Below are 17,249 nucleotides of genomic sequence, written 5' to 3'. Positions count from 1 at the left end.
GTGTGGGCGCCGGTCGTACACCGGCGGAAACGGCGAACCGCTCAGCGCTCGGGACGCGAGCCCGGCCGGCGCAGCCCCTGTGACATCTGCGCCGGCTGGTCGGGCTGCCCTACAGGGAGACCTCGAGCTTCTCCAGGCCTCTGATCACGAATCCGGGCTTCCACTGCGGCTCCCGGTCCAGCCGCAGGCCGGGGGCCTTCGCCAGCAGCGCGCCGAACGACGCGGCGAGCTCGATCCGCGCGAGCGGCGCGCCGAGGCAGTAGTGGATGCCGGCGCCGAAGGAGATGTGCGGGTTGTCGCGGCGCTCGATGTCCAGGCGCTCCGGGTCGGTGAACACGGCGGGGTCGTGGTTCGCCGAGCCGAACAGCAGCGCCACCTCCTGGCCCTTGCGGATGGTGTGCCCGCGCACCTCGATGTCCTCGAGCACCCACCGCTCGAACATCTGCAGCGGCGTGTCGTAGCGCATCAGCTCTTCGATCGCCGTCGGTAGCAGCGCCGGATCCGCCCGGAGTTTCCGCAGCTGATCCGGGTTGCGGAACAGGGCCCACCAGCCGTTGCCCGTCACGTTGACGGTCGCCTCGTGCCCGGCGTTGAGCAGCAGCACGCAGGTGCCGATGAGCTCGTCCTCGCTGAGGCCTTCGACCGCGGTGAGGGCGCTGATCAGGTCGTCCTGCGGGTCGCCGGCGCGGTGCCGGGCCAGGCCGCGCAGGTAGTCGGAGAACTCCTCCGAGGCGCGGACCGCCGCGGCCGCCGTCTCCCGTGGCGGATTCAGCTCGTACATCCCGCAGATCGCCGCCGACCAGGGGCGCAGCAGGTGCCGATCCGGCTCGGGGATGCCGAGCAGCTCGGCGATGACGGTCACCGGGAGCGGCTCGGCGACCTCCGCGATCAGGTCGCCGCCGCCCTTGGCGACGAACGCGTCGACGAGGCCGTCGGCGAGCCGCTGGACCACGGGGCGCAGCGCCTCGACCCGCCGCGGCGTGAACGCCTGCGACACGAGCCGCCGCAGCCGGGTGTGGTCGGGCGGCTCGCGGTCGAGCATGCCGTTGTTGTTGAGCGTCCAGAACGGCTCGTCCTGCGGCGGCGGGGGCGTGCGCCCCATCTCCTCGTGCGTGGCCACGTGCAGGTAGGTGCGGCCGAGCCGCCGGTCCCGCAGCAGCGCGTTGACGTCCTCGTGCCGCGACACGAGGAACTGGCCGCTCGGCTCGAACCAGCTGACCGGGTCCTGTTCCCGCAGCCGCCGGTACCCGTCGTAGGGGTGCGCGACGAACGCCGGCGACCACGGGTCGAAGGCGCTCACAGGTCCGTCACCCGCACGCCGGCGTGGACCTTGTACCGCTTGTTGATCGCGATCAGGTTGGCCGTGAGCGCCTCGACCTGCCCCGCGTTGCGCAGCCGGCCCGCGAACACGCCCCGCATGCCGTCGACCTTCCCGGCGATGGCCTGCACCTGCAGCGCCGCGTCGCGGTCGTCGCCGAGGACGAGCACGTCCAGGTCGATCTTCTCGATCTCCGGGTCGGTCAGCAGCGCGGCGCTGACGTGGTGGAACGCGGCGCACACCCGCGCCTCCGGCAGCAGCGTCGCGGCCTGCTCGGCGGCACTGCCCTCGGCCACCGGCAGCGAGAACGGCCCCTGCTTGTCGAACCCGAGCGGGTTGACGCAGTCGACCACGATCTTGCCGCCGGTCAGGTGCGGCGCCAGCTCCGCGACCGTCGCCGCGTGGCCCTCCCACGGCACCGCGATGACCACGACGTCGGCCTGGCAGGCGAAGGCGTTGTCGCCGCCCTCCGCCGGCTGCTGGACGCCCGGCAGCGCGTTGAGGTCCTCGGCGGCCTGCGCCCCGCGCTCCGTGGAACGCGACCCGAGGACGACCCGCAGGCCCGCCCTGGCGAACCGGTACGCGAGACCGCGCCCCTGCGGGCCGGTGCCGCCGATGATGCCGACCCGCAACGCCGAGACGTCGGGCAGTTCGATCTGGTCGTAGGTCATGACTCAAGTCTTACCGTGCTGAAGAGCACCTTGCGGCTGGCGGGGTCCGCAGCTGTGAGGATTACCCGGATCCGCTCCCCCAGCGGCAGCCCGTCGCCCTCGCAGCGGGCCCGGACCGCCGGCTCGTCGAGGGCGATGTCCGCCCGGTGCTTCTCGACGTCCAGCACCGCCGCGTCGAACTCCTCACCGATGCGGTGCTCCAGCAGGACGGCCTCGACCAGGTCGATCGCGCCCCGCTCGGCGGCGTTGGCGACCCGGTCGGTGCGGCTCATGACCTCCGGCAGCCGCGGCAGCGCCTCCCGCGCCCACCCCGGCACCTCGGCGCCGTTGTGCAGGGCCAGGCAGACCTCGGTGACGTACCGGTCGGCGAGGCGCCGCAGCGGCGCGGTGACGTGGGCGTACGGGGCGGCGACGGCACCGTGCAGCGGCTGCTCCGGCCGCGCGCCGTCGAACGGGGTGTAGCCGGCGCCGCGCATCATCTCGGCGGCCTGGTCGATGAGCGCCGCCGCCCGCGGGTCCATCGGGTCGAGCGCCGCGATGACCTCGCCCGGGCCCTTCCCCTCGGGCCAGTCGAGCCGCAGCGCCTTCGCCGCCAGCCGCAGCCTGCGCACCGCCTCCTCCTCCGGCGGCGGCATCGTGCGCAGCAGCCCGATGCCGTGCTCGAGCATGATCTGCGCGGCGGCCATGCCCGTCAGCAGCGAGATCTGCGCGTTGTACTCCTCGACCGGCACCGGCCCGCGGATGGCGAGCCGCCAGCCGTCGCCGTCGGGCTCGATCTCCTGCTCGGGCATCGGCAGGTTGATCGCGCCGCGCTCCAGCCCCTTGCCGGTGAGGAGCCGGCCGATCTCCGGCAGGAGACTGATCGACGCGTGGGCCCGGCCGGCGTCGACGTCGCGCTGGACCTGCTCGTAGCTCAGCTTCGCCCGGCTGCGGACCGTCGCCCTGCGCACGTCGACCGCCGTGGTGGTGCCGCTCTGGTCGATGTCGATCGTCCACAGCACGGCGGGCCGGTCCTGGTCCGGCAGCAGGCTGGCGGCACCCTCGCTGAGCACCGCAGGGTGCAGCGGGACCTTGCCGTCCGGCAGGTACACCGTCTGCCCCCGCCGCCAGCTCTCCTGCTCGATCGCGGGCGCGTTGCCGGTGAACGCGGCGACGTCGGCGATGGCGTAATACACCCGGTAGCCGCCGTCGCGCCGCTGCAGGAGCAGTGCCTGGTCGAGGTCCTTGGACGTCGGCGGGTCGATCGTCACGAACTCGAGCGCCGTGCGGTCCTCGCGGTCGTCGTGCGGGTCCTTGGCGGCGGCTTCCGCCTCCCGATCGGCGGCGTCGGGGAAGCCGGTGGGCAGGTCGAGCTCTCGGCGCAGCCCGGAGAAGTCGATGCGGGCGGCTCGGATACGTCGTAAGGCCACCGCACAGTCTTACCACCGGCACCCCGTCGCACGGCAGCGCCACGGTCCCTCGTTCCGGACCGTGGCGCTGCCGTGTGGTTGTCGCTGTCCGCCGTTACGGGCGGGCGAGGCTCGCCCAGTCCTCGGGCGTCATGCTCGCGGCCTCTTCGACGTTGTTGCCGTTCTCGCGGCCGGGGATCGCCTCGGTGGCGGCACCACCGGCGGGCGCCACCGGGGCACCCTCGACGTCACCGATGCTGCCCGCGTCGAGCCCACCCTCGGACACGACGGCCGGCGGGGTCGCCGCCTCCGCGGGGGCCGGCGCGCTGGCGGCCGGAGCCGGCGTGTCGGAAGCCTCCGAGGCCGCCTTCTTCGCCGCCGTGGACCTGGCCGCCTTGCTCGGCGCGGCCTTGGCGGCCTTGCTCGGCGTGGCCTTGCTGGCCGTGGCCTTGCTCGGCGTGGCCTTGGTGGCCCTGGTGGCCCTGGTGGCCCTGGCGGCCTTCGCGGGGGCCGCCTTGGCCGCGGCCGGCGCCGCCGCCGACTCGGTCGCCGCCGGGGTCGCCTCGGTCGCCGGCGCCTCGGTCGCGGCCGGGGCCGCCGTCTCGGTCGCCGCCGGGGTCGCCTCGGTCGCTGCCGACGCGGTCTCGGTCGCCGCCGGTGCGGTCTCGGCCGGAGCCGGGGTGGCCTTGGCCGCGGCCGACTTCGCCGCCCTGGCCGGGGCGGCCTTGGCGGTCTTCGCCGGGGCTGCCTTGGCCGCCTTCGCCGTCTTGGCCGGGGCCGCCTTCGCCGTGGCCTTGCTCGGCGCCGCCTTGGCAGCGGTCGACTTCGCGGTGGCCTTGGCCGTGGGGGCCGTGGCGGTGGCGGTGGCGGGCGTCGCCGTCTCCGCGGCGGCGGCCGTGCCCGTGGCCGCGGCCGCCTTCGCCGGGGTCGCCTTGGTGCCGGTCGCCTTGGCGGCCGTCGACTTCGCAGCCGTCGACTTCACAGCCGTCGACTTCGCAGCCGTCGACTTGGCGGCCTTTGCCGGGGCGGTCTTCGTGGCCGGGGTCGCCTTGGCGGTGGTCGCCTTGGCAGCCGTCGACTTGACGGTGGTCGCCTTGGCAGCAGCCTTCGCCGGGGCCGCCGCCGTCTTGGCCGGAGCCGCCTTCGCCGTGGCCTTGCTCGGCGCCGCCTTGGCAGCGGTCGCCTTCGCAGCCGTCGACTTGGCGGCGGTGGCCTTGGCAGCGGTCGTCTTCGCGGCGGTGGCCTTGCTCGCGGTCGCCTTCGTGGCTGCCGCGGGCGCCGCCTTGGCCGTGGCGGCCTTCGCCGGGGCCGCCTTCGCCGTCGTCGCCTTCGCCGTCTTGGCCGGGGCTGCCTTCGCCGCCGTGGCCTTCGCCGTCTTGGCCGGGGCCGCCTTGGCCGTGGCCTTGCTCGGCGCCGCCTTGGCCGCCGTCGACTTCGCGGCGGTCGTCTTGGCAGCGGTCGCCTTCGCGGCGGTGGCCTTGGCGGTGGTGGCCTTCGTGGCCGCGGGCGTCGCCTTGGCCGCACCCGCCTTAGCCGGAGCCGCCTTCGCCGCGGTGGCCTTGGCCGCCGTGGACTTGGCTGCGGTCGCCTTGGCAGCCGACTTGGCCGGAGCCTTCGCCGGAGCCGCCTTGGCGGTCGTCGCCTTCGCGGTGGTGGCCTTGGCGGTGGTGGCCTTCGCGGTCTTCGCGGGGGCCGCCTTCGCCGCCGTGGTCTTGGCAGCGGTCGCCTTGGCAGCCGACTTGGCCGGAGCCGCCTTCGCGGTCGTCGCCTTGGCGGTCGTGGCCTTCGCGGGGGCCGCCTTCGCCGTGGACTTGGCGGCCGTCGACTTCGCGGCGGTCGCCTTGGCAGCGGTCGCCTTCGCGGTGGTGGCCTTGCTCGCCGTGGCCTTCGTGGCCGCGGGCGTCGCCTTGGCCGCACCCGCCTTCGCCGGAGCCGCCTTCGCCGTGCTCTTCGCCGCCGTGGCCTTGGCCGCCGTGGACTTGGCAGCGGTCGCCTTGGCAGCCGACTTGGCCGGAGCCTTCGCCGGAGCCGCCTTCGCGGTCGTCGCCTTCGCGGTCTTCGCGGGGGCCGCCTTCGCCGCCGCGGACTTCACGGCTGCCTTGGCGGGGGCGGGGGCCGACTTGGCCGCAGCGGCGGTCTTCGCCGGAGCCGCCTTCGCCGCCGCGGACTTCGCCGCCGTGGACTTGGCCGGGGTCGCCTTCGCCGCCGTCGCCTTCGCCGCTGCCGTCTTGGCAGTGGTGGCCTTCGCCGCCGGAGTCGCCTTGGCCGTCGTCGCCTTCGCCGCCGTCGACTTCGCTGCCGGAGTCGCCTTGGCCGTCGTCGCCTTCGCCGCCGTCGACTTCGCTGCCGGAGTCGCCTTCGCCGTGGCCGCCTTCGCCGCCGTCGACTTCGCTGCCGGAGTCGCCTTCGCGGTGGTGGCCTTGGCTGCCGTCGACTTCGCGGCAGGGGTGGCCTTCGCCGTGGCCGCCTTCGCCGCCGTCGACTTCGCTGCCGGAGTCGCCTTCGCGGTGGTGGCCTTGGCTGCCGTCGACTTCGCTGCCGGAGTCGCCTTCGCCGTGGTCGCCTTAGCTGCCGTGGACTTGGCGGCGGGGGTGGCCTTCGCGGTGGTGGCCTTGGCCGCCGTCGACTTCGCGGCGGGGGTGGCCTTCGCCGTCGTGGCCTTGGCGGCCGTGGACTTCGCGGCGGGGGTCGCGGACTTGGCCGCGGCTGCCTTCGCGGCAGGGGTCGCCGACCTCGTCGTGGCCCGGCCGGTCGTGGACTTCGCCGCCGGAGCCTTCGCCGCGGAGGCGCCCGTCGTCTTGGCCGCCGGGGTCTTCGCGGTCGTGGTGCCCGCGGCCTTCGCAGCGGGGGTCTTCGCCGCGGAGGCGCCCGTCGACTTCGCCGCCGGAGCCTTCGCCGCGGAGGCGCCCGTTGCCTTGGCCGCCGGGGTGGCCGACTTCGCCGCCGCCGACCTCGCCGCCGGGGTCTTCGCCGCGGAGGCGCCCGTCGACTTCGCCGCCGGGGTGGCCGCCGTCGCCGACTTGGTGGACGGGGACTTCGCGGCAGTGGCCGTGGTGGCGGTGCCGGTGGCGGTAGCCTTGGAAGCGGCCGGGGTCGTCTTCGTCGCGGTGGCCCGCTTGGCGGCGGGGCGCGCCGCCCTCGTGGACCTCGGCGACGACGAAGACGGGGACGCGGCGGCGGGAGCCGCCGTCGTGGAAGCCTCGGACGTGGCTGCCGGGGTGGTGGCGGTGGGCTGGGCCACCGTCGAGCTGGTCGCGCGCCGGCGGGGAGCGGCGGCGGCGACGGTCTTCGCGGCCCTGGCGGGGGTCGCGGTCAGTGCAGCGTCCGCTGCTGGAGTTGTCGTGGCCGCGCTCGTTGCGGCCGATCTCGTGGTGGCCTTCTTAGCTGCGGCCATCGTGGTCCTCCTGGAGGAGTTCTCCCGCATCCTGCGGGATGTTCGCGGTTGGGTTGTGCGGATGGAGACGGGTCGGACCGGAGTCGTATGCCGGGGCGGTTCGCGGTCGCCTTCGGCTCCGACGTGTTGCTAGCGCTTGCCTTCCCACCGTTCGTCTTCGGCATCCCACGCCTCGTTGCGTTGCTGGACTGTTTCCAACGCCCGCTGCGCTTCTGACGCCGAATCATAGGGGCCGAGTCGATCCCTTCCGGCGCACATGTCTGCCTCGGACTCGACCCGATGGTGGGAAAGGCACCAGTAGTACCGCTCAGCACCGCTGCTGCTCATGACATCACTGTGCACCGCAAATGAAACACGCGCCACCGAAACCGGCAAATAGCTGGTTGGGATTCCACAGTAGACGCAACCGCCCGACTCCGGGAGCGGACGCCCGCAGAAGGTCCGGAAGTCGTCGCGAACCACCCATCGGGTGGCCGGAAATCCTTGTGAGTCAACGATTCCGTGAATGGGCCGGCGGCGGCGGACGGCTCGCGGCAGGCACCGATGAGCACGGATGCCTGTGGTCACGATCACCCGAGGGTGAGCCGTTCGGTGGAGCGAGATTCGAGTCGGACGGGCGATCCTCCCACCATCGTTAGGAGGCGAACAGTCCACGGTGGACGCGGGGCTGCGGGGCCCCGATACTCGGTGCCGTGAACCTGAACGCAGCGGTCCTCGCGATCGGCGGCTCGGCCGCCCCGGGCGACGTCGTGAAGTCCCTGACGGGCGGGCGTCCCGCACTCGCCGCCGACGGGCACGCCCTCGTGCTCTACGACGACGCTGCGGCAGCCGTACGGGACGTCGCCGGCTACCTGCGGCCGCGCGCCATGACGATGGTCCGGTTCGGCCTGCACGTCGGCGGAACACCGCAGGGCGAAGAGCGACTGACCGGGCCCGTGGTGGCCGCCGCGACCCGCCTCGCCGACCTCGCCGGGCCCGGGCGGCTGCGCGTCTCCGCCGACGCCGCCGGAACGCTCGGCGACACGGTGCCGCTGGACCCGGCCGGCGACGGCTCGTACGAGATGCGCAAACGCTAGCGGGGTGGGGTTGCCCCGCGGGGCGGCGGCGGGCTGCGGGACAATTGAGGGGTGAGCCTCCATGCCGATGACCTGCCGGACGTCCTTGCCATCACGCCGCTGACCGCGCCGCCCGACGTGTCGCTGCGGCCGCCGGGCTCCAAGAGCATCACCAACCGGGCGCTGATCTGCGCGGCGCTCGCTCCGGGACGCAGCACGCTGACGGGGGTGCTGTTCGCCGACGACACGCACGCGATGCTCGGCGCCGTGCAGGCGCTCGGCGCGACGCTGACCGTCGACGAGGCCGCGCACACCGTCGTCGTCGACGGCGTCGACCCGCGCACGCAGACCACGCCGGCGAGCATCGACGCCCGCCAGTCGGGCACCACCGGCAGGTTCGTGGTGCCGGCGGCGGCGCTGCGCCCGGCGCGCAGCGTCGTGGACGGCGCGCCGCAGCTGCGGGCACGGCCGTTCGGGCCGCTGACCGACGCGCTGCGCGAGCTCGGCGCGACGGTGGAGGACCTGTCCGAGGCCGGGCCCGGGCTCCTGCCGATCGCGGTGACCGGGCCGGTCGCCGGCGGGAAGGTCGCGGTGCCGGGCCACCTGTCGAGCCAGTTCCTGTCCGGGCTGCTGATGGCCGGGCCGCTGATGTCCGACGGCCTGTCGGTGGAGCTCACCTCGCCGCTGGTCTCCGTGCCCTACGTCGAGGCGACCACCGCCGTCATGGCCGCGTTCGGGGTCACCGTCGACGGCCTGCACGTGCGCCCGGGCGCGTACCGGGCGACGGACTACGCGATCGAGCCCGACGCGAGCGCCGCGTCCTACGTGCTCGCCGCCGCCGCGATCACCGGCGGCCGGGTCACCGTCGAGGGGCTCGGCACCAGCAGCCTGCAGGGCGACGTGCGCTTCGCGGACCTGCTGGAGCAGATGGGCGCGCGGGTCGAGCGGACCGCCGACCGGGTCACCGTCACGGGCACCGGCACGCTGCACGGCATCGACGTCGACATGGCCGACATCTCCGACACCGCGCAGACCCTGGCGGCGGTCGCGGTGTTCGCCGACTCCCCCACGCGCGTGCGCGGCATCGGCTTCATCCGCAAGAAGGAGACCGACCGGATCGCCGCGATCGTCACCGAGCTGCGCCGCGCCGGCATCGACGCGGTCGAGGACGAGGACGGCTTCACGGTCAACCCGGGGACGCCCGCGCCGACGGCCTTCCACACGTACGACGACCACCGGATGGCGATGAGCCTGGCGCTGCTCGGCCTGCGCGTGCCCGGCATCGAGATCCGCGACCCGCGCTGCGTGTCGAAGACGTACCCGACGTACTTCATCGACCTGGCGCGCCTGTGAGCGACCTCCTCCTCGCCCGGCGGGCCGCGCTCGCCGGGGCCGAGGTCGGCATGCGCTACTTCGCCGCCCTCGCCGGGCTGCCGAAGGAGATCAAGGCCGACGGCAGCGTCGTCACCGAGGCCGACCGCGCCGTCGAGGCCGCGATCCGGGCCGTGCTGGCCGAGGAGCGCCCCGGCGACGCGATCCTCGGCGAGGAGGGCGGGCTCACCGGCACCGGCGGCCGGCGCTGGATCATCGACCCGATCGACGGCACCGCGATGTTCGTCGCCGGCGACGACCGCTGGCTCGTGCTCGTCGCTCTGGAGGAGGACGGCGAGATCGTCGCGGGTGTCGCCGCTGTACCGGCGCAGGGCACCATCTGGTGGGCCTCGCGAGGCGGCGGCTCGTTCCAGGGCGGCATCGGCGGCGACGACGCGCGGCGGCTGCGGGTGGCCGCCGACGGCGCCGAGACGCCCGAGGGTGCGACGCTCGGCGTCATCCCCGACGACTACGTCTTCCGGCCCGAGCGGGCGATGCTGGAGCCGCTGACCGCCGTGGCGCGCAAGGAGCCGTGGCCGGTGCACGCGGCGCTGCTCGTCGCCGACGGGCGGCTCGACCTGTGCGTGCAGACCCGGGGGCAGATCTGGGACTTCGCGGCGACGTCGCTGATCGTGCGGGAGGCCGGTGGGCGGTACAGCGGCCTCGACGGCCGGCCGGAACCCGGTCCCGGCCCGTCGGTTTTCGCACGGAGCGCCACTTTGCACGCCGCAACCCTGAAGCTTTTCGACGGGCCTTGACACTCATCGATGCATTCGTCCAGCATGTCCGGCGGGGTCGTACTACATCACGCTTGGAGTCGCTGTGCGCCGTGCCCGGGGGTTGCTGTCCGCTGTCGTTGTCCTGCTCGCGTTGCTGGTCCCGGCGTCCGCGCACGCCGCGCCCAGCCCTGGCGCGTCCCCCACGGCCGCCGAGGACGATCCCGCCACGAAGGGGTTGACGCGCACGTCGCTGGACCTCGGCGGCGGTGAGGCGCAGGCGAACGCCCTCGGGCCGGTCGGCATCCCGGGCGCCTCGATCTGCCAGCGGTTCTACATCTACAGCTACCGCGCGGCGCGTTACGTCTCGGAGGAGCAGGGGTACACCGGCAGCAGCCACAACATGCTGCGGGCCCGCTCCACGGCCGGCGCGCTGGGCACGTGGGAGCACTTCCGCCTCTGCGCCTACAACGGCCGGACCGACACCATCTACATCCAGGCCAGCTCCGGCTACCTCGTGACCGCCGAATACGGGTACAGCGGCAACCTCCGCGGCATGATGCGCGGGCGGGGCGAGTGGCCGGGCGTCTGGGAGGTCTTCGAGGTCTGGTCCGACGCCGGCGTCTACTACCTGCGCAACCAGTCCACGAAGGGCTGGGTCAGCGTCCGCGTCGACATGACCGGCAGCTCCGCCAACATGTTGCGCGCCAACGGCGCGAGCGCGGGCCCGTGGGAGATGCTGGCGTTCACCTCGGTGGCGTGAGCGCCGGCAGGTCCCGGCCGGCCAGCTCGTTGGCCTCGCGCCAGGCCTGGATCCACAGCGGCGTCATCCGGAAGTACACGTAGCCCTTCCCCGGCCGGAACCCCGTCTTCTCGGCGAACGCGTCCTTCGTGCCGTCCGTCAGGTCGCCGGCCGGCACGGTCTGCACGGCACACTCGATGAGGACCACGTCCCGCGTCGGCCCCACACCGACGCGGGCCCGGCCGTTGGCCGCCAGGTTGCGCGCCGTCGGGTTGTTGACGGCCGTCGAGAACAGCAGGGTCGCCCCGTCCCACAGGAACGACAGCGGCACCATGCACGGCTCCCCGTCCGCCGACGCCGTCGCCACCCACGCGTCGACGTCCTCCTCCAGCCGCCGTACCGTGTCCGCCACGCGCTGCTCGGTGCTCCGTGCCGCCTGTGCTGTCATCGCCACTCCCCCTGGTCCCGGTCCCCTCAGTATCCGGGGCGCCTCAGCGCATCTGACACAGCACCCGCACGTCGTGCAGCCCTTCCGGCGGGACGACCACGGGCTCGTCGGCGCGACACCATGGAGCGCCGCTGTTCACGGGCGCTCCGGTCGCGACGTACCGCCCCGGCGTCAACCTGATGCTGAACCGCCCGTCGGCCGCCGAGGTGGTGCTCGTGGTCGTGCCGTCGGCAGCGTCGAACCACACCGTCCCGGCGGTGCCGCGCGAATACCCTGGCATCGGCCCGCCGACCATCAGGAGCGTCCCGGTGACGACCGCTCGGGCCGCGCCGGCCGGCTGCTGCTTCTGCCCCCACAGCGTGGGCCCGGCGGTCGCTCCCAGCGCCACCGCCACGACCGCCCCCACGACGGCGAGGTGCCGCCGGTCCCGGTTCCGCCGCTTCCGCACCACCTCGTCGAACGCCGGCGCCTGCCCCGGCTCGTGCCGCTTCGCCTCGGCCGCCAGCAGATCCCCGAGCTCAGACATTCGACGCCTCCTCTCTCAGCAGCCCCGCGAGCGCGCTCCGGGCCCGGCTCAACCGCGACTTCACCGTCCCGGGCGCGACGTCCAGCAGCTCGGCGGTCTGCTCCACGCCGTACCCGAGCAGGTGATGCATGACGACCACCTGCCGCTGCCCGACCGGCAACCGCCGCAGCGCCGCCGTGAGATCCACCCGGTCCCCACTCGGCGGCGACGCGTCCACCGGCGGCCCGTGCCGCAGCAACGCCCGCAGGGCACTCCGCGCGTTCCGCCGCCGGTTGGCCACCAGCCTGATCGCCACCGTCCGCACCCACACCTCCGGCGACTCGAGCCGGGACACGTGCTCCCACCGCCCGAGCAGCCGCACGAACGCCTCCTGCACGCACTCCTCGGCCTCCGCCCTCCCCCCGGCGACCAGCGCCACCACACCGACGAGCCTCGCGTAGCTGGCCGCGTACAAATCAGACACCGCATCGCTACTGGTGGACCTGCCCATACTCCTGTCACCCCCGAACCCCCGCCCCGGTTCCACCCCCGACCGACAATTCTTCGAACCCCGGCCTGGGCGTGGAGGTCGTGGTCGGCGTCGTCCTCATCGCTGTGGCCGCCATCCGAGCCGTCAGCTGAAGGCCCCCTCCGGCACAACCGCCGCCGCGGCGGCGGCCACGCCGACGATGAGACCGGACGCGGAGTGGAGCAACGGACGCGACCGGACGGGCCGGCGGCGATGGCGCGCGGGACGCGTAGGTCCTGCCGCGCGCTCAGCGCGCCGGCAGTGCGCCGCCGCGGCGGCGCATGGGGGTGCGGGTGGGAACCCCCGCCGGGGCCCCGCCGCGGAGCGGTGGGGGGTGTCGCAGCGACGGACGAGTCGACCTGTACGCCGGGTTCTGTCCTCGCCCGGAGGGGCGGGGGCGGCCATCCATCTCGGCCTGCCGTTGCCGGCAGGCTCCAGCGGTCTACCCGCAGGCTCGGGCGGGCCGCCCTCGAACGCCTGCGTCTGACCTTGCTCCGGGTGGGGTTTACCTAGCCGCCCCGGTCACCCGGGGCGCTGGTGGGCTCTTACCCCACCGTTTCACCCTTACCCGGCCCCGAGGGGCCGGGCGGTCTGTTCTCTGTGGCACTGTCCCGCGGGTCGCCCCGGGTTGCCGTTAACAACCACCCTGCCCTGTGGAGCCCGGACGTTCCTCGGCGGCACCGGTGAAGGTGCCGACGCGGCCGCCCGGTCGACTCGTCCGTCGTGATGACTATGGTAGGCGGCACCATGAACCTTGCAGACATCGCGCTCCTGTCCGGGGCCGGGCTGGCCGCCGGCACGGTCAACGCGATCGCCGGTGGCGGGTCGCTGATCACGTTTCCGGCGCTGATCGCGACGGGGTTGAGCCCGGTGGCGGCGAACGTGACCAACTCGGTGTCGGTGTTCCCGGGGTACGTCGCCTCGGTGTACGGCAGCCGGATGGACCTCAGCGAGCTGCCGCGGCGGACGGTGGCGGGCATCGTGCCGACGTCGGTGGTGGCCGCGGCGCTCGGGTGTGTGCTGCTGCTGATCACGCCGGCGAGGGCGTTCGACCTGGTGGTGCCGTTCCTGGTACTGGCGGCGGCCACCACCCTGGCGTTCCAGGACCGGCTGCGCAAGCTGGTCGGCAACCCGCGGGACATGTCGCCGGCGCGCAGGACGCTGAGCCTGCACGCGATGGTGTTCGCCGGTTCGCTGTACGGCGGCTACTTCGGTGCCGCGCTCGGCGTCATGCTGGTCGCGGCGCTGGGTCTGGTGCTCGACCAGTCGATGGCGAGGATCAGCGCGCTGAAGAACGTCGTGTCCGCGATCGCCGGCCTGGTGACGGTCTGCGTGTTCGCGCTGTTCGGGCCGGTCGAGTGGGTGGACGTGCTGGTGGTGGCGCCGACCGCGATGCTCGGCGGCTACGTGGGCGCCCGCCTCGCCCGGCGGCTCCCGTCCGCGGTGCTGAAGTGGCTGATCGTGGCGTTCGGCACCGGCGTCGGCCTGATCCTGCTGTACCGGGCGCTGACCTGACCTTCCGCGCCGGCAACGCGCGAGCGGCCTGCTGTACCGGGTGCTGACCCGACCTCCGCGCCGGTGACGCGCCGGCGGCCAGCACCAGAGCCGCCGCGGCGCCCGTTATGAGGCGGTTGCGCGGGCCTGGCATCAGCTCAGGTGTGCTGTGTCGTTGACGGTACGCACGGCGACCCCGCCGTCAGGCCATGAGTCGACGATCGAGAGGCCGGCGGGGTCGAGGTACAGGCGGTACATGAACGCGTCGCCGGCGGCGAGGGCGTCGCGCAGCATCGACTTGATCGGGGTCACGTGGCTGACGACGGCGATCCGCTGTCCCGCGTACTGCTGCTGGAGCCGCCGTACCGCCCGCCGCACCCGGATGGTGACCTGCTGCAGCGACTCCCCGCCGGGCGGCGCGACCAGGGGCGAGGCGAGCCAGCGGTCGAGCTCGGCCGGGTACGCGGCCCGCACCTCGGCGAACGTCAGCCCGTCCCACTCGCCGAAGTCGCACTCGACGAGGTCCTGGTCGGTGACGATCTCGACGTCGCCGACGAGGCCACGCACGGCGGCCGCGGTCTCCAGGCACCGCCGCAGCGGCGAGCTGACCACGGCGGCGAGGTCGGGGGCGAGGTCCCGGATCCGGACGGCGGCACGACCGGCCTGGTCGCGACCGCGGTCGGACAGCGGGATGTCACTGCGCCCCGAGTAGCGTTTCTCGGCGGTGTACGCCGTCTCGCCGTGCCTGACGAGCAGCATCCGCAACGGCGACCCGGTCGACGGCGGCGCCCAGGACCGGGCCACGGGCTCGGCGGGCGCGGCATCGACGCCCGACGTATTGACCAATGCCTGTGCTGTGGCGTCCGTGGAACCGGACGAGCGGGCAGGACCGGCCGATCCCGCGCCCGAAGACGAGCCTTCAGAAGAAGACAGGCCCCGAGACGAAGACGAGTTCGCGGCGGCGGCGACGGCGCGGGCGGCCGCGCGGCCCGGTGAGTCGGGGCCCGCGACCGGAGCGGCATCCGCAACAGCGGAACCAGAAGCAGCGGCGGAACCAGCAGCGGCGGCCGAACCAGCAGCGGCGGCCGAACCAGAAGAGGCGGGAGAGCCAGGAGTGGCGGGTGGGGTGGAGGCGCCGTCCATGGCGGCGTTCGCCAGGCGGTCGGCGTGCTTGTTCCGCTCGCGGGGGATCCACGAGTAGCGGACCGAGCGGAACGAGCGGGCCAGGTCCCCCGCCTCCGCTGCCAGGGGGACCAGCCCGGGGTGCTTGATCTGCCAGCGGCCCGACATCTGCTCGACGACCAGCTTCGAGTCCATGCGGACCTCGACCTCGTCGGCGCCGAGCTCGGTGGCGGCGCGGAGGCCCTCGATGAGGCCGGTGTACTCGGCGACGTTGTTGGTGGTGACGCCGAGCCGGCCGAGGCGTTCGGCGAGGACCTCGCCGGTGGTGGAGCGAACGACCGCGCCGTAGCCGGCGGGGCCGGGGTTGCCCCTGGACCCGCCGTCGGCCTCGATCGTGACCTTCACAGGCCGGACTCCGCGGTCCGGACGAGGATGCGCCGGCATTCTTCGCAGCGGACGACCTCGTCGGCGGCGGCGGCCTTGACCCGGGCCTTGTCGCCGCCGGCGAGCTCCAGGCGGCAGCCTTCGCAGCGGCCGTGGCGGAGCATGGCGGCGCCGATGCCGCCGCTGGACTCGCGGATCTTGTCGTACAGGGTGATGAGGTCGGCGGGGAGGTCCGCGGCGAGGGGCTTGCGGCCGGAGCGGCGGAACTCCTCGTCCTTGGCGATCCCGGCCAGGGCCTCGTCGCGGCGCTGCTCGGCGGCGGCCCGCACGGAGCGGGTCTCGGTGAGCCGGCCGGCGACCTCGTCGAGGGCTGCCTGCGCGGTCTCCCGCTGCTCCATCAGCTCCAGCTCGGCGTCCTCCAGCTCGCCCTGGCGCCGCTTGAGCGTGGCGATCTCGTGCTGCAGGGCCTCCAGCTCGCGGGCGGGGCCGGTGCCGGCGTCGAGACGCGCCTGGTCCTTGTCCTTGCGGGCACGGACCTGCTCGGCGTCGCGCTCGAGGCGGCTGATGTCGCGGTCGAGGTCGTCGACGGCGACCTGGGCGCGGACGCGCTGGTCCTCCATCGTGGACAGCTCGCGGGCCAGCCGGTCGAGCTCCGCGTGCTCGGGCAGCGACTTGCGCTTGTGCGCGAGCTGGGTGAGCGCGATGTCGATCGCCTGCAGGTCGAGCAGGCGACGCTGAGCCTCTGGGTCGGCCTTCACTGGTTGCGGTCCTCCAAGGTGAACGTCCACGGTGAGGTGTCCACATCGGACACGATGGTCTGCAGGCCGGCTTCCTGCCGCAGGAACGCCGCCACGTCGTCGAGCCACGGCCGCTCCGACGCCCAGTGCGAGACGTCCAGCAGTGCGGGGCCGCCGTTGGCCAGGTGCTCGTGCGCCGGGTGGTGGCGCAGATCCGCAGTCAAGTATGCGTCAACGCCGGCCCGCGCCGCGTCGGCCAGGAACGCGTCGCCCGCACCCCCGGACACGGCAACCGTCCGGACCGTGTCCGTGGGGACCCCTGCCACCCGTACATCACCCACTGCCGACGACACGAGCGCGGCCAGGTCCGACAGTGCCATCGCAGATGGCAGCTCGCCGACGCGCCCGTGGCCGCGGTCTTCGGCGGTCGGGACCAGCGGCCGGAGGCCGGCGAGGCCGAGCCGTGCGGCGAGCGCGTCGGACACGCCGGGGGCGGCGACGTCGCCGTTGGTGTGCGCGGTGTACAGGGCGATGCCCGCCTTGATCATCCGGTGGACGATCGCGCCCTTGTACGTGGTGGGCGCGACGCTGGACACGCCGCGCAGCAGCAGCGGGTGGTGGGTGAACATCAGGTCCGCGCCGGCGGAGACCGCCTCCTCGACCGTGCGGGGGTCGCAGTCCACGGCGAGGAAGACCTTGGTGACCTCCGCGGACGGCTCACCGAGGGTGAGACCGACCCGGTCCCAGCTTTCGGCCCACGAGGTCGGGTAGCGCTGCTCGATGAGTTCGACGAGTTCGGCGACTAGCACGGCGCGACGTTACTCCACCCGCGGCGGGCCGAGCGCCTCGACGGGCAGATGCCAGGGAAAGCGGTCCGTGATCCGCTCGCCCGTGCCGGGCGGGTGGAGGGGCAGGACGTCGGGGCCGTAGAGGACGGTGACGCCCCAGGCCCGCAGCTTCTCGATCGACTCGCCGAACGCGGGGTGCCGGGCCATGGCGGCGTTGGTGAAGGGCACCGCGACGATCGGCAGGCCCATGCCGAGGCCCTCGACGACGAGACCGAGGGCCAGGGTGTCGGCGATGCCCGCGGCCCACTTGTTGATCGTGTTGACGGTGGCCGGGGCGACGATCATGGCTTCGGCCTGCGGGAGGATGTCGGGGTCTCCGGGGTACTTGTACCGGTGCCGGACGGGGTGCCCGGTCTGGGCGATGAGGCTCGGGATGTCGAGCCACTTGAGGGCGTCCGGCGTGGCGACCACGCAGACCTCCCAGCCTTTCGCCTGGGCGAGCGACACCAGCCTGCTGGCGTGCTGCGTGACAGGCGATCCGCACATCACGGCGTAGAGGACATGACCGGCCATGCGGGCATTGTGCT

At 73.8% G+C, this 17,249-nt stretch carries 18 protein-coding genes and 1 other RNA gene; 6 read left to right on the top strand and 13 right to left on the bottom strand.

The features are described from left to right. Positions 1–109: 109 nt before the first annotated feature. From ACQEVZ_RS35300 to ACQEVZ_RS35285, 4 genes are all read right to left on the bottom strand, one after another. Positions 110–1,300 carry a cytochrome P450 gene (locus ACQEVZ_RS35300; protein WP_433374591.1) on the bottom strand — a complete coding sequence of 397 codons (1,191 nt, stop codon included), beginning with the start codon at positions 1,298–1,300 and terminating at the stop codon, positions 110–112. Further along, positions 1,297–1,989 (bottom strand): NADPH-dependent F420 reductase, encoded by a 693-nt coding sequence (gene npdG / locus ACQEVZ_RS35295; RefSeq protein WP_354891426.1) that lies wholly within the window; start codon positions 1,987–1,989, stop codon positions 1,297–1,299. The genes ACQEVZ_RS35300 and npdG overlap by 4 nt, the downstream gene beginning before the upstream one ends. After that, entirely contained in the window at positions 1,986–3,398 is a 1,413-nt protein-coding gene (locus ACQEVZ_RS35290) for an RNB domain-containing ribonuclease (protein WP_433374587.1), read from the bottom strand. The genes npdG and ACQEVZ_RS35290 overlap by 4 nt, the downstream gene beginning before the upstream one ends. A 94-nt stretch (positions 3,399–3,492) precedes the next feature. Beyond that, complete coding sequence (locus tag ACQEVZ_RS35285; protein ID WP_433374584.1) at positions 3,493–4,359, bottom strand: hypothetical protein; 867 nt, start codon at positions 4,357–4,359, stop codon at positions 3,493–3,495. Between ACQEVZ_RS35285 and ACQEVZ_RS35280 the strand changes: the two genes are divergently transcribed. Beyond that, entirely contained in the window at positions 4,313–6,904 is a 2,592-nt protein-coding gene (locus tag ACQEVZ_RS35280; protein WP_433374581.1) for a hypothetical protein, read from the top strand. The two genes, ACQEVZ_RS35285 and ACQEVZ_RS35280, sit on opposite strands and share 47 nt — an antisense overlap. On the opposite strand, the gene ACQEVZ_RS35275 is transcribed toward ACQEVZ_RS35280, so the two are convergent. Beyond that, the gene (locus ACQEVZ_RS35275; protein ID WP_344506214.1) at positions 6,901–7,098 is read right to left on the bottom strand and encodes a hypothetical protein; all 198 of its coding nucleotides are present in this window, start codon (positions 7,096–7,098) and stop codon (positions 6,901–6,903) included. The two genes, ACQEVZ_RS35280 and ACQEVZ_RS35275, sit on opposite strands and share 4 nt — an antisense overlap. 365 nt (positions 7,099–7,463) lie before the next feature. On the opposite strand from ACQEVZ_RS35275, the gene ACQEVZ_RS35270 reads away from it, so the two are divergent. The 4 genes from ACQEVZ_RS35270 to ACQEVZ_RS35255 all read left to right on the top strand — a co-directional run bounded on the left by ACQEVZ_RS35270 (position 7,464) and on the right by ACQEVZ_RS35255 (position 10,676). Beyond that, positions 7,464–7,847: a hypothetical protein gene (locus tag ACQEVZ_RS35270; protein WP_433374578.1), complete on the top strand. Its 384-nt coding sequence runs from the start codon at positions 7,464–7,466 to the stop codon at positions 7,845–7,847. Between the two features lie 51 nt (positions 7,848–7,898). Then, positions 7,899–9,179, top strand: a complete 1,281-nt coding sequence (aroA, locus tag ACQEVZ_RS35265; protein WP_433374575.1) for a 3-phosphoshikimate 1-carboxyvinyltransferase — start codon at positions 7,899–7,901, stop codon at positions 9,177–9,179. Then, positions 9,176–9,955, top strand: coding sequence for an inositol monophosphatase family protein (locus ACQEVZ_RS35260; protein WP_344506211.1), 780 nt, complete (start codon positions 9,176–9,178; stop codon positions 9,953–9,955). The genes aroA and ACQEVZ_RS35260 overlap by 4 nt, the downstream gene beginning before the upstream one ends. 64 nt (positions 9,956–10,019) lie before the next feature. Further along, complete coding sequence (locus ACQEVZ_RS35255; protein ID WP_433374571.1) at positions 10,020–10,676, top strand: fascin domain-containing protein; 657 nt, start codon at positions 10,020–10,022, stop codon at positions 10,674–10,676. Here the strand turns inward: ACQEVZ_RS35255 and ACQEVZ_RS35250 are convergent. From ACQEVZ_RS35250 to rnpB, 4 genes are all read right to left on the bottom strand, one after another. Then, positions 10,660–11,103 (bottom strand): pyridoxamine 5'-phosphate oxidase family protein, encoded by a 444-nt coding sequence (locus tag ACQEVZ_RS35250; protein ID WP_433374568.1) that lies wholly within the window; start codon positions 11,101–11,103, stop codon positions 10,660–10,662. The genes ACQEVZ_RS35255 and ACQEVZ_RS35250 overlap by 17 nt on opposite strands. A 43-nt stretch (positions 11,104–11,146) precedes the next feature. Beyond that, positions 11,147–11,629 (bottom strand): hypothetical protein, encoded by a 483-nt coding sequence (locus tag ACQEVZ_RS35245; RefSeq protein WP_433374565.1) that lies wholly within the window; start codon positions 11,627–11,629, stop codon positions 11,147–11,149. Continuing rightward, positions 11,622–12,092, bottom strand: a complete 471-nt coding sequence (locus ACQEVZ_RS35240; RefSeq protein WP_433374562.1) for an RNA polymerase sigma factor — start codon at positions 12,090–12,092, stop codon at positions 11,622–11,624. Before ACQEVZ_RS35240 ends, ACQEVZ_RS35245 begins: the two co-directional genes overlap by 8 nt. Positions 12,093–12,483: 391 nt before the next feature. Then, an RNA gene (rnpB, locus tag ACQEVZ_RS35235) (RNase P RNA component class A) lies at positions 12,484–12,854 on the bottom strand. Between the two features lie 30 nt (positions 12,855–12,884). Here rnpB and ACQEVZ_RS35230 point away from each other — a divergent pair. Continuing rightward, the gene (locus tag ACQEVZ_RS35230) at positions 12,885–13,652 is read left to right on the top strand and encodes a sulfite exporter TauE/SafE family protein (protein ID WP_354891401.1); all 768 of its coding nucleotides are present in this window, start codon (positions 12,885–12,887) and stop codon (positions 13,650–13,652) included. A gap of 132 nt (positions 13,653–13,784) precedes the next feature. Here ACQEVZ_RS35230 and ACQEVZ_RS35225 read toward each other — a convergent pair whose 3' ends face one another. Genes ACQEVZ_RS35225 through ACQEVZ_RS35210 form a run of 4 tightly spaced genes read right to left on the bottom strand, consistent with a single transcriptional unit; the run spans position 13,785 to position 17,235 of the window. Next, positions 13,785–15,197 (bottom strand): bifunctional RNase H/acid phosphatase, encoded by a 1,413-nt coding sequence (locus ACQEVZ_RS35225; RefSeq protein ID WP_433374558.1) that lies wholly within the window; start codon positions 15,195–15,197, stop codon positions 13,785–13,787. After that, the gene (locus ACQEVZ_RS35220; protein ID WP_344506194.1) at positions 15,155–15,895 is read right to left on the bottom strand and encodes a zinc ribbon domain-containing protein; all 741 of its coding nucleotides are present in this window, start codon (positions 15,893–15,895) and stop codon (positions 15,155–15,157) included. Before ACQEVZ_RS35220 ends, ACQEVZ_RS35225 begins: the two co-directional genes overlap by 43 nt. Further along, entirely contained in the window at positions 15,892–16,683 is a 792-nt protein-coding gene (locus tag ACQEVZ_RS35215) for a Nif3-like dinuclear metal center hexameric protein (protein WP_433374554.1), read from the bottom strand. Before ACQEVZ_RS35215 ends, ACQEVZ_RS35220 begins: the two co-directional genes overlap by 4 nt. Before the next feature lie 9 nt (positions 16,684–16,692). Further along, positions 16,693–17,235, bottom strand: a complete 543-nt coding sequence (locus ACQEVZ_RS35210; RefSeq protein ID WP_344506192.1) for a flavoprotein — start codon at positions 17,233–17,235, stop codon at positions 16,693–16,695. Positions 17,236–17,249 lie beyond the last annotated feature (14 nt).

The organism is Dactylosporangium sp. CA-152071, from assembly GCF_050936335.1.
Taxonomy (GTDB): Bacteria; Actinomycetota; Actinomycetes; order Mycobacteriales; family Micromonosporaceae; genus Dactylosporangium; species Dactylosporangium maewongense.
The sequence above is the reverse complement of the archived record's forward strand: the minus strand, read 5'-3'. Positions and strand labels throughout refer to the sequence as shown.

Excerpts from the sequence above, each read along its gene's own strand:
- ACQEVZ_RS35250 (WP_433374568.1), bottom strand. The coding sequence starts at position 11,103 with ATGACAGCACAGGCGGCACGGAGCACCGAGCAGCGCGTGGCGGACACG.
- ACQEVZ_RS35225 (WP_433374558.1), bottom strand. The coding sequence starts at position 15,197 with ATGCCGGCGCATCCTCGTCCGGACCGCGGAGTCCGGCCTGTGAAGGTC.
- ACQEVZ_RS35275 (WP_344506214.1), bottom strand. The coding sequence starts at position 7,098 with ATGAGCAGCAGCGGTGCTGAGCGGTACTACTGGTGCCTTTCCCACCAT.
- ACQEVZ_RS35230 (WP_354891401.1), top strand. The coding sequence starts at position 12,885 with ATGAACCTTGCAGACATCGCGCTCCTGTCCGGGGCCGGGCTGGCCGCC.
- ACQEVZ_RS35245 (WP_433374565.1), bottom strand. The coding sequence starts at position 11,629 with ATGTCTGAGCTCGGGGATCTGCTGGCGGCCGAGGCGAAGCGGCACGAG.
- ACQEVZ_RS35210 (WP_344506192.1), bottom strand. The coding sequence starts at position 17,235 with ATGGCCGGTCATGTCCTCTACGCCGTGATGTGCGGATCGCCTGTCACG.
- npdG (WP_354891426.1), bottom strand. The coding sequence starts at position 1,989 with ATGACCTACGACCAGATCGAACTGCCCGACGTCTCGGCGTTGCGGGTC.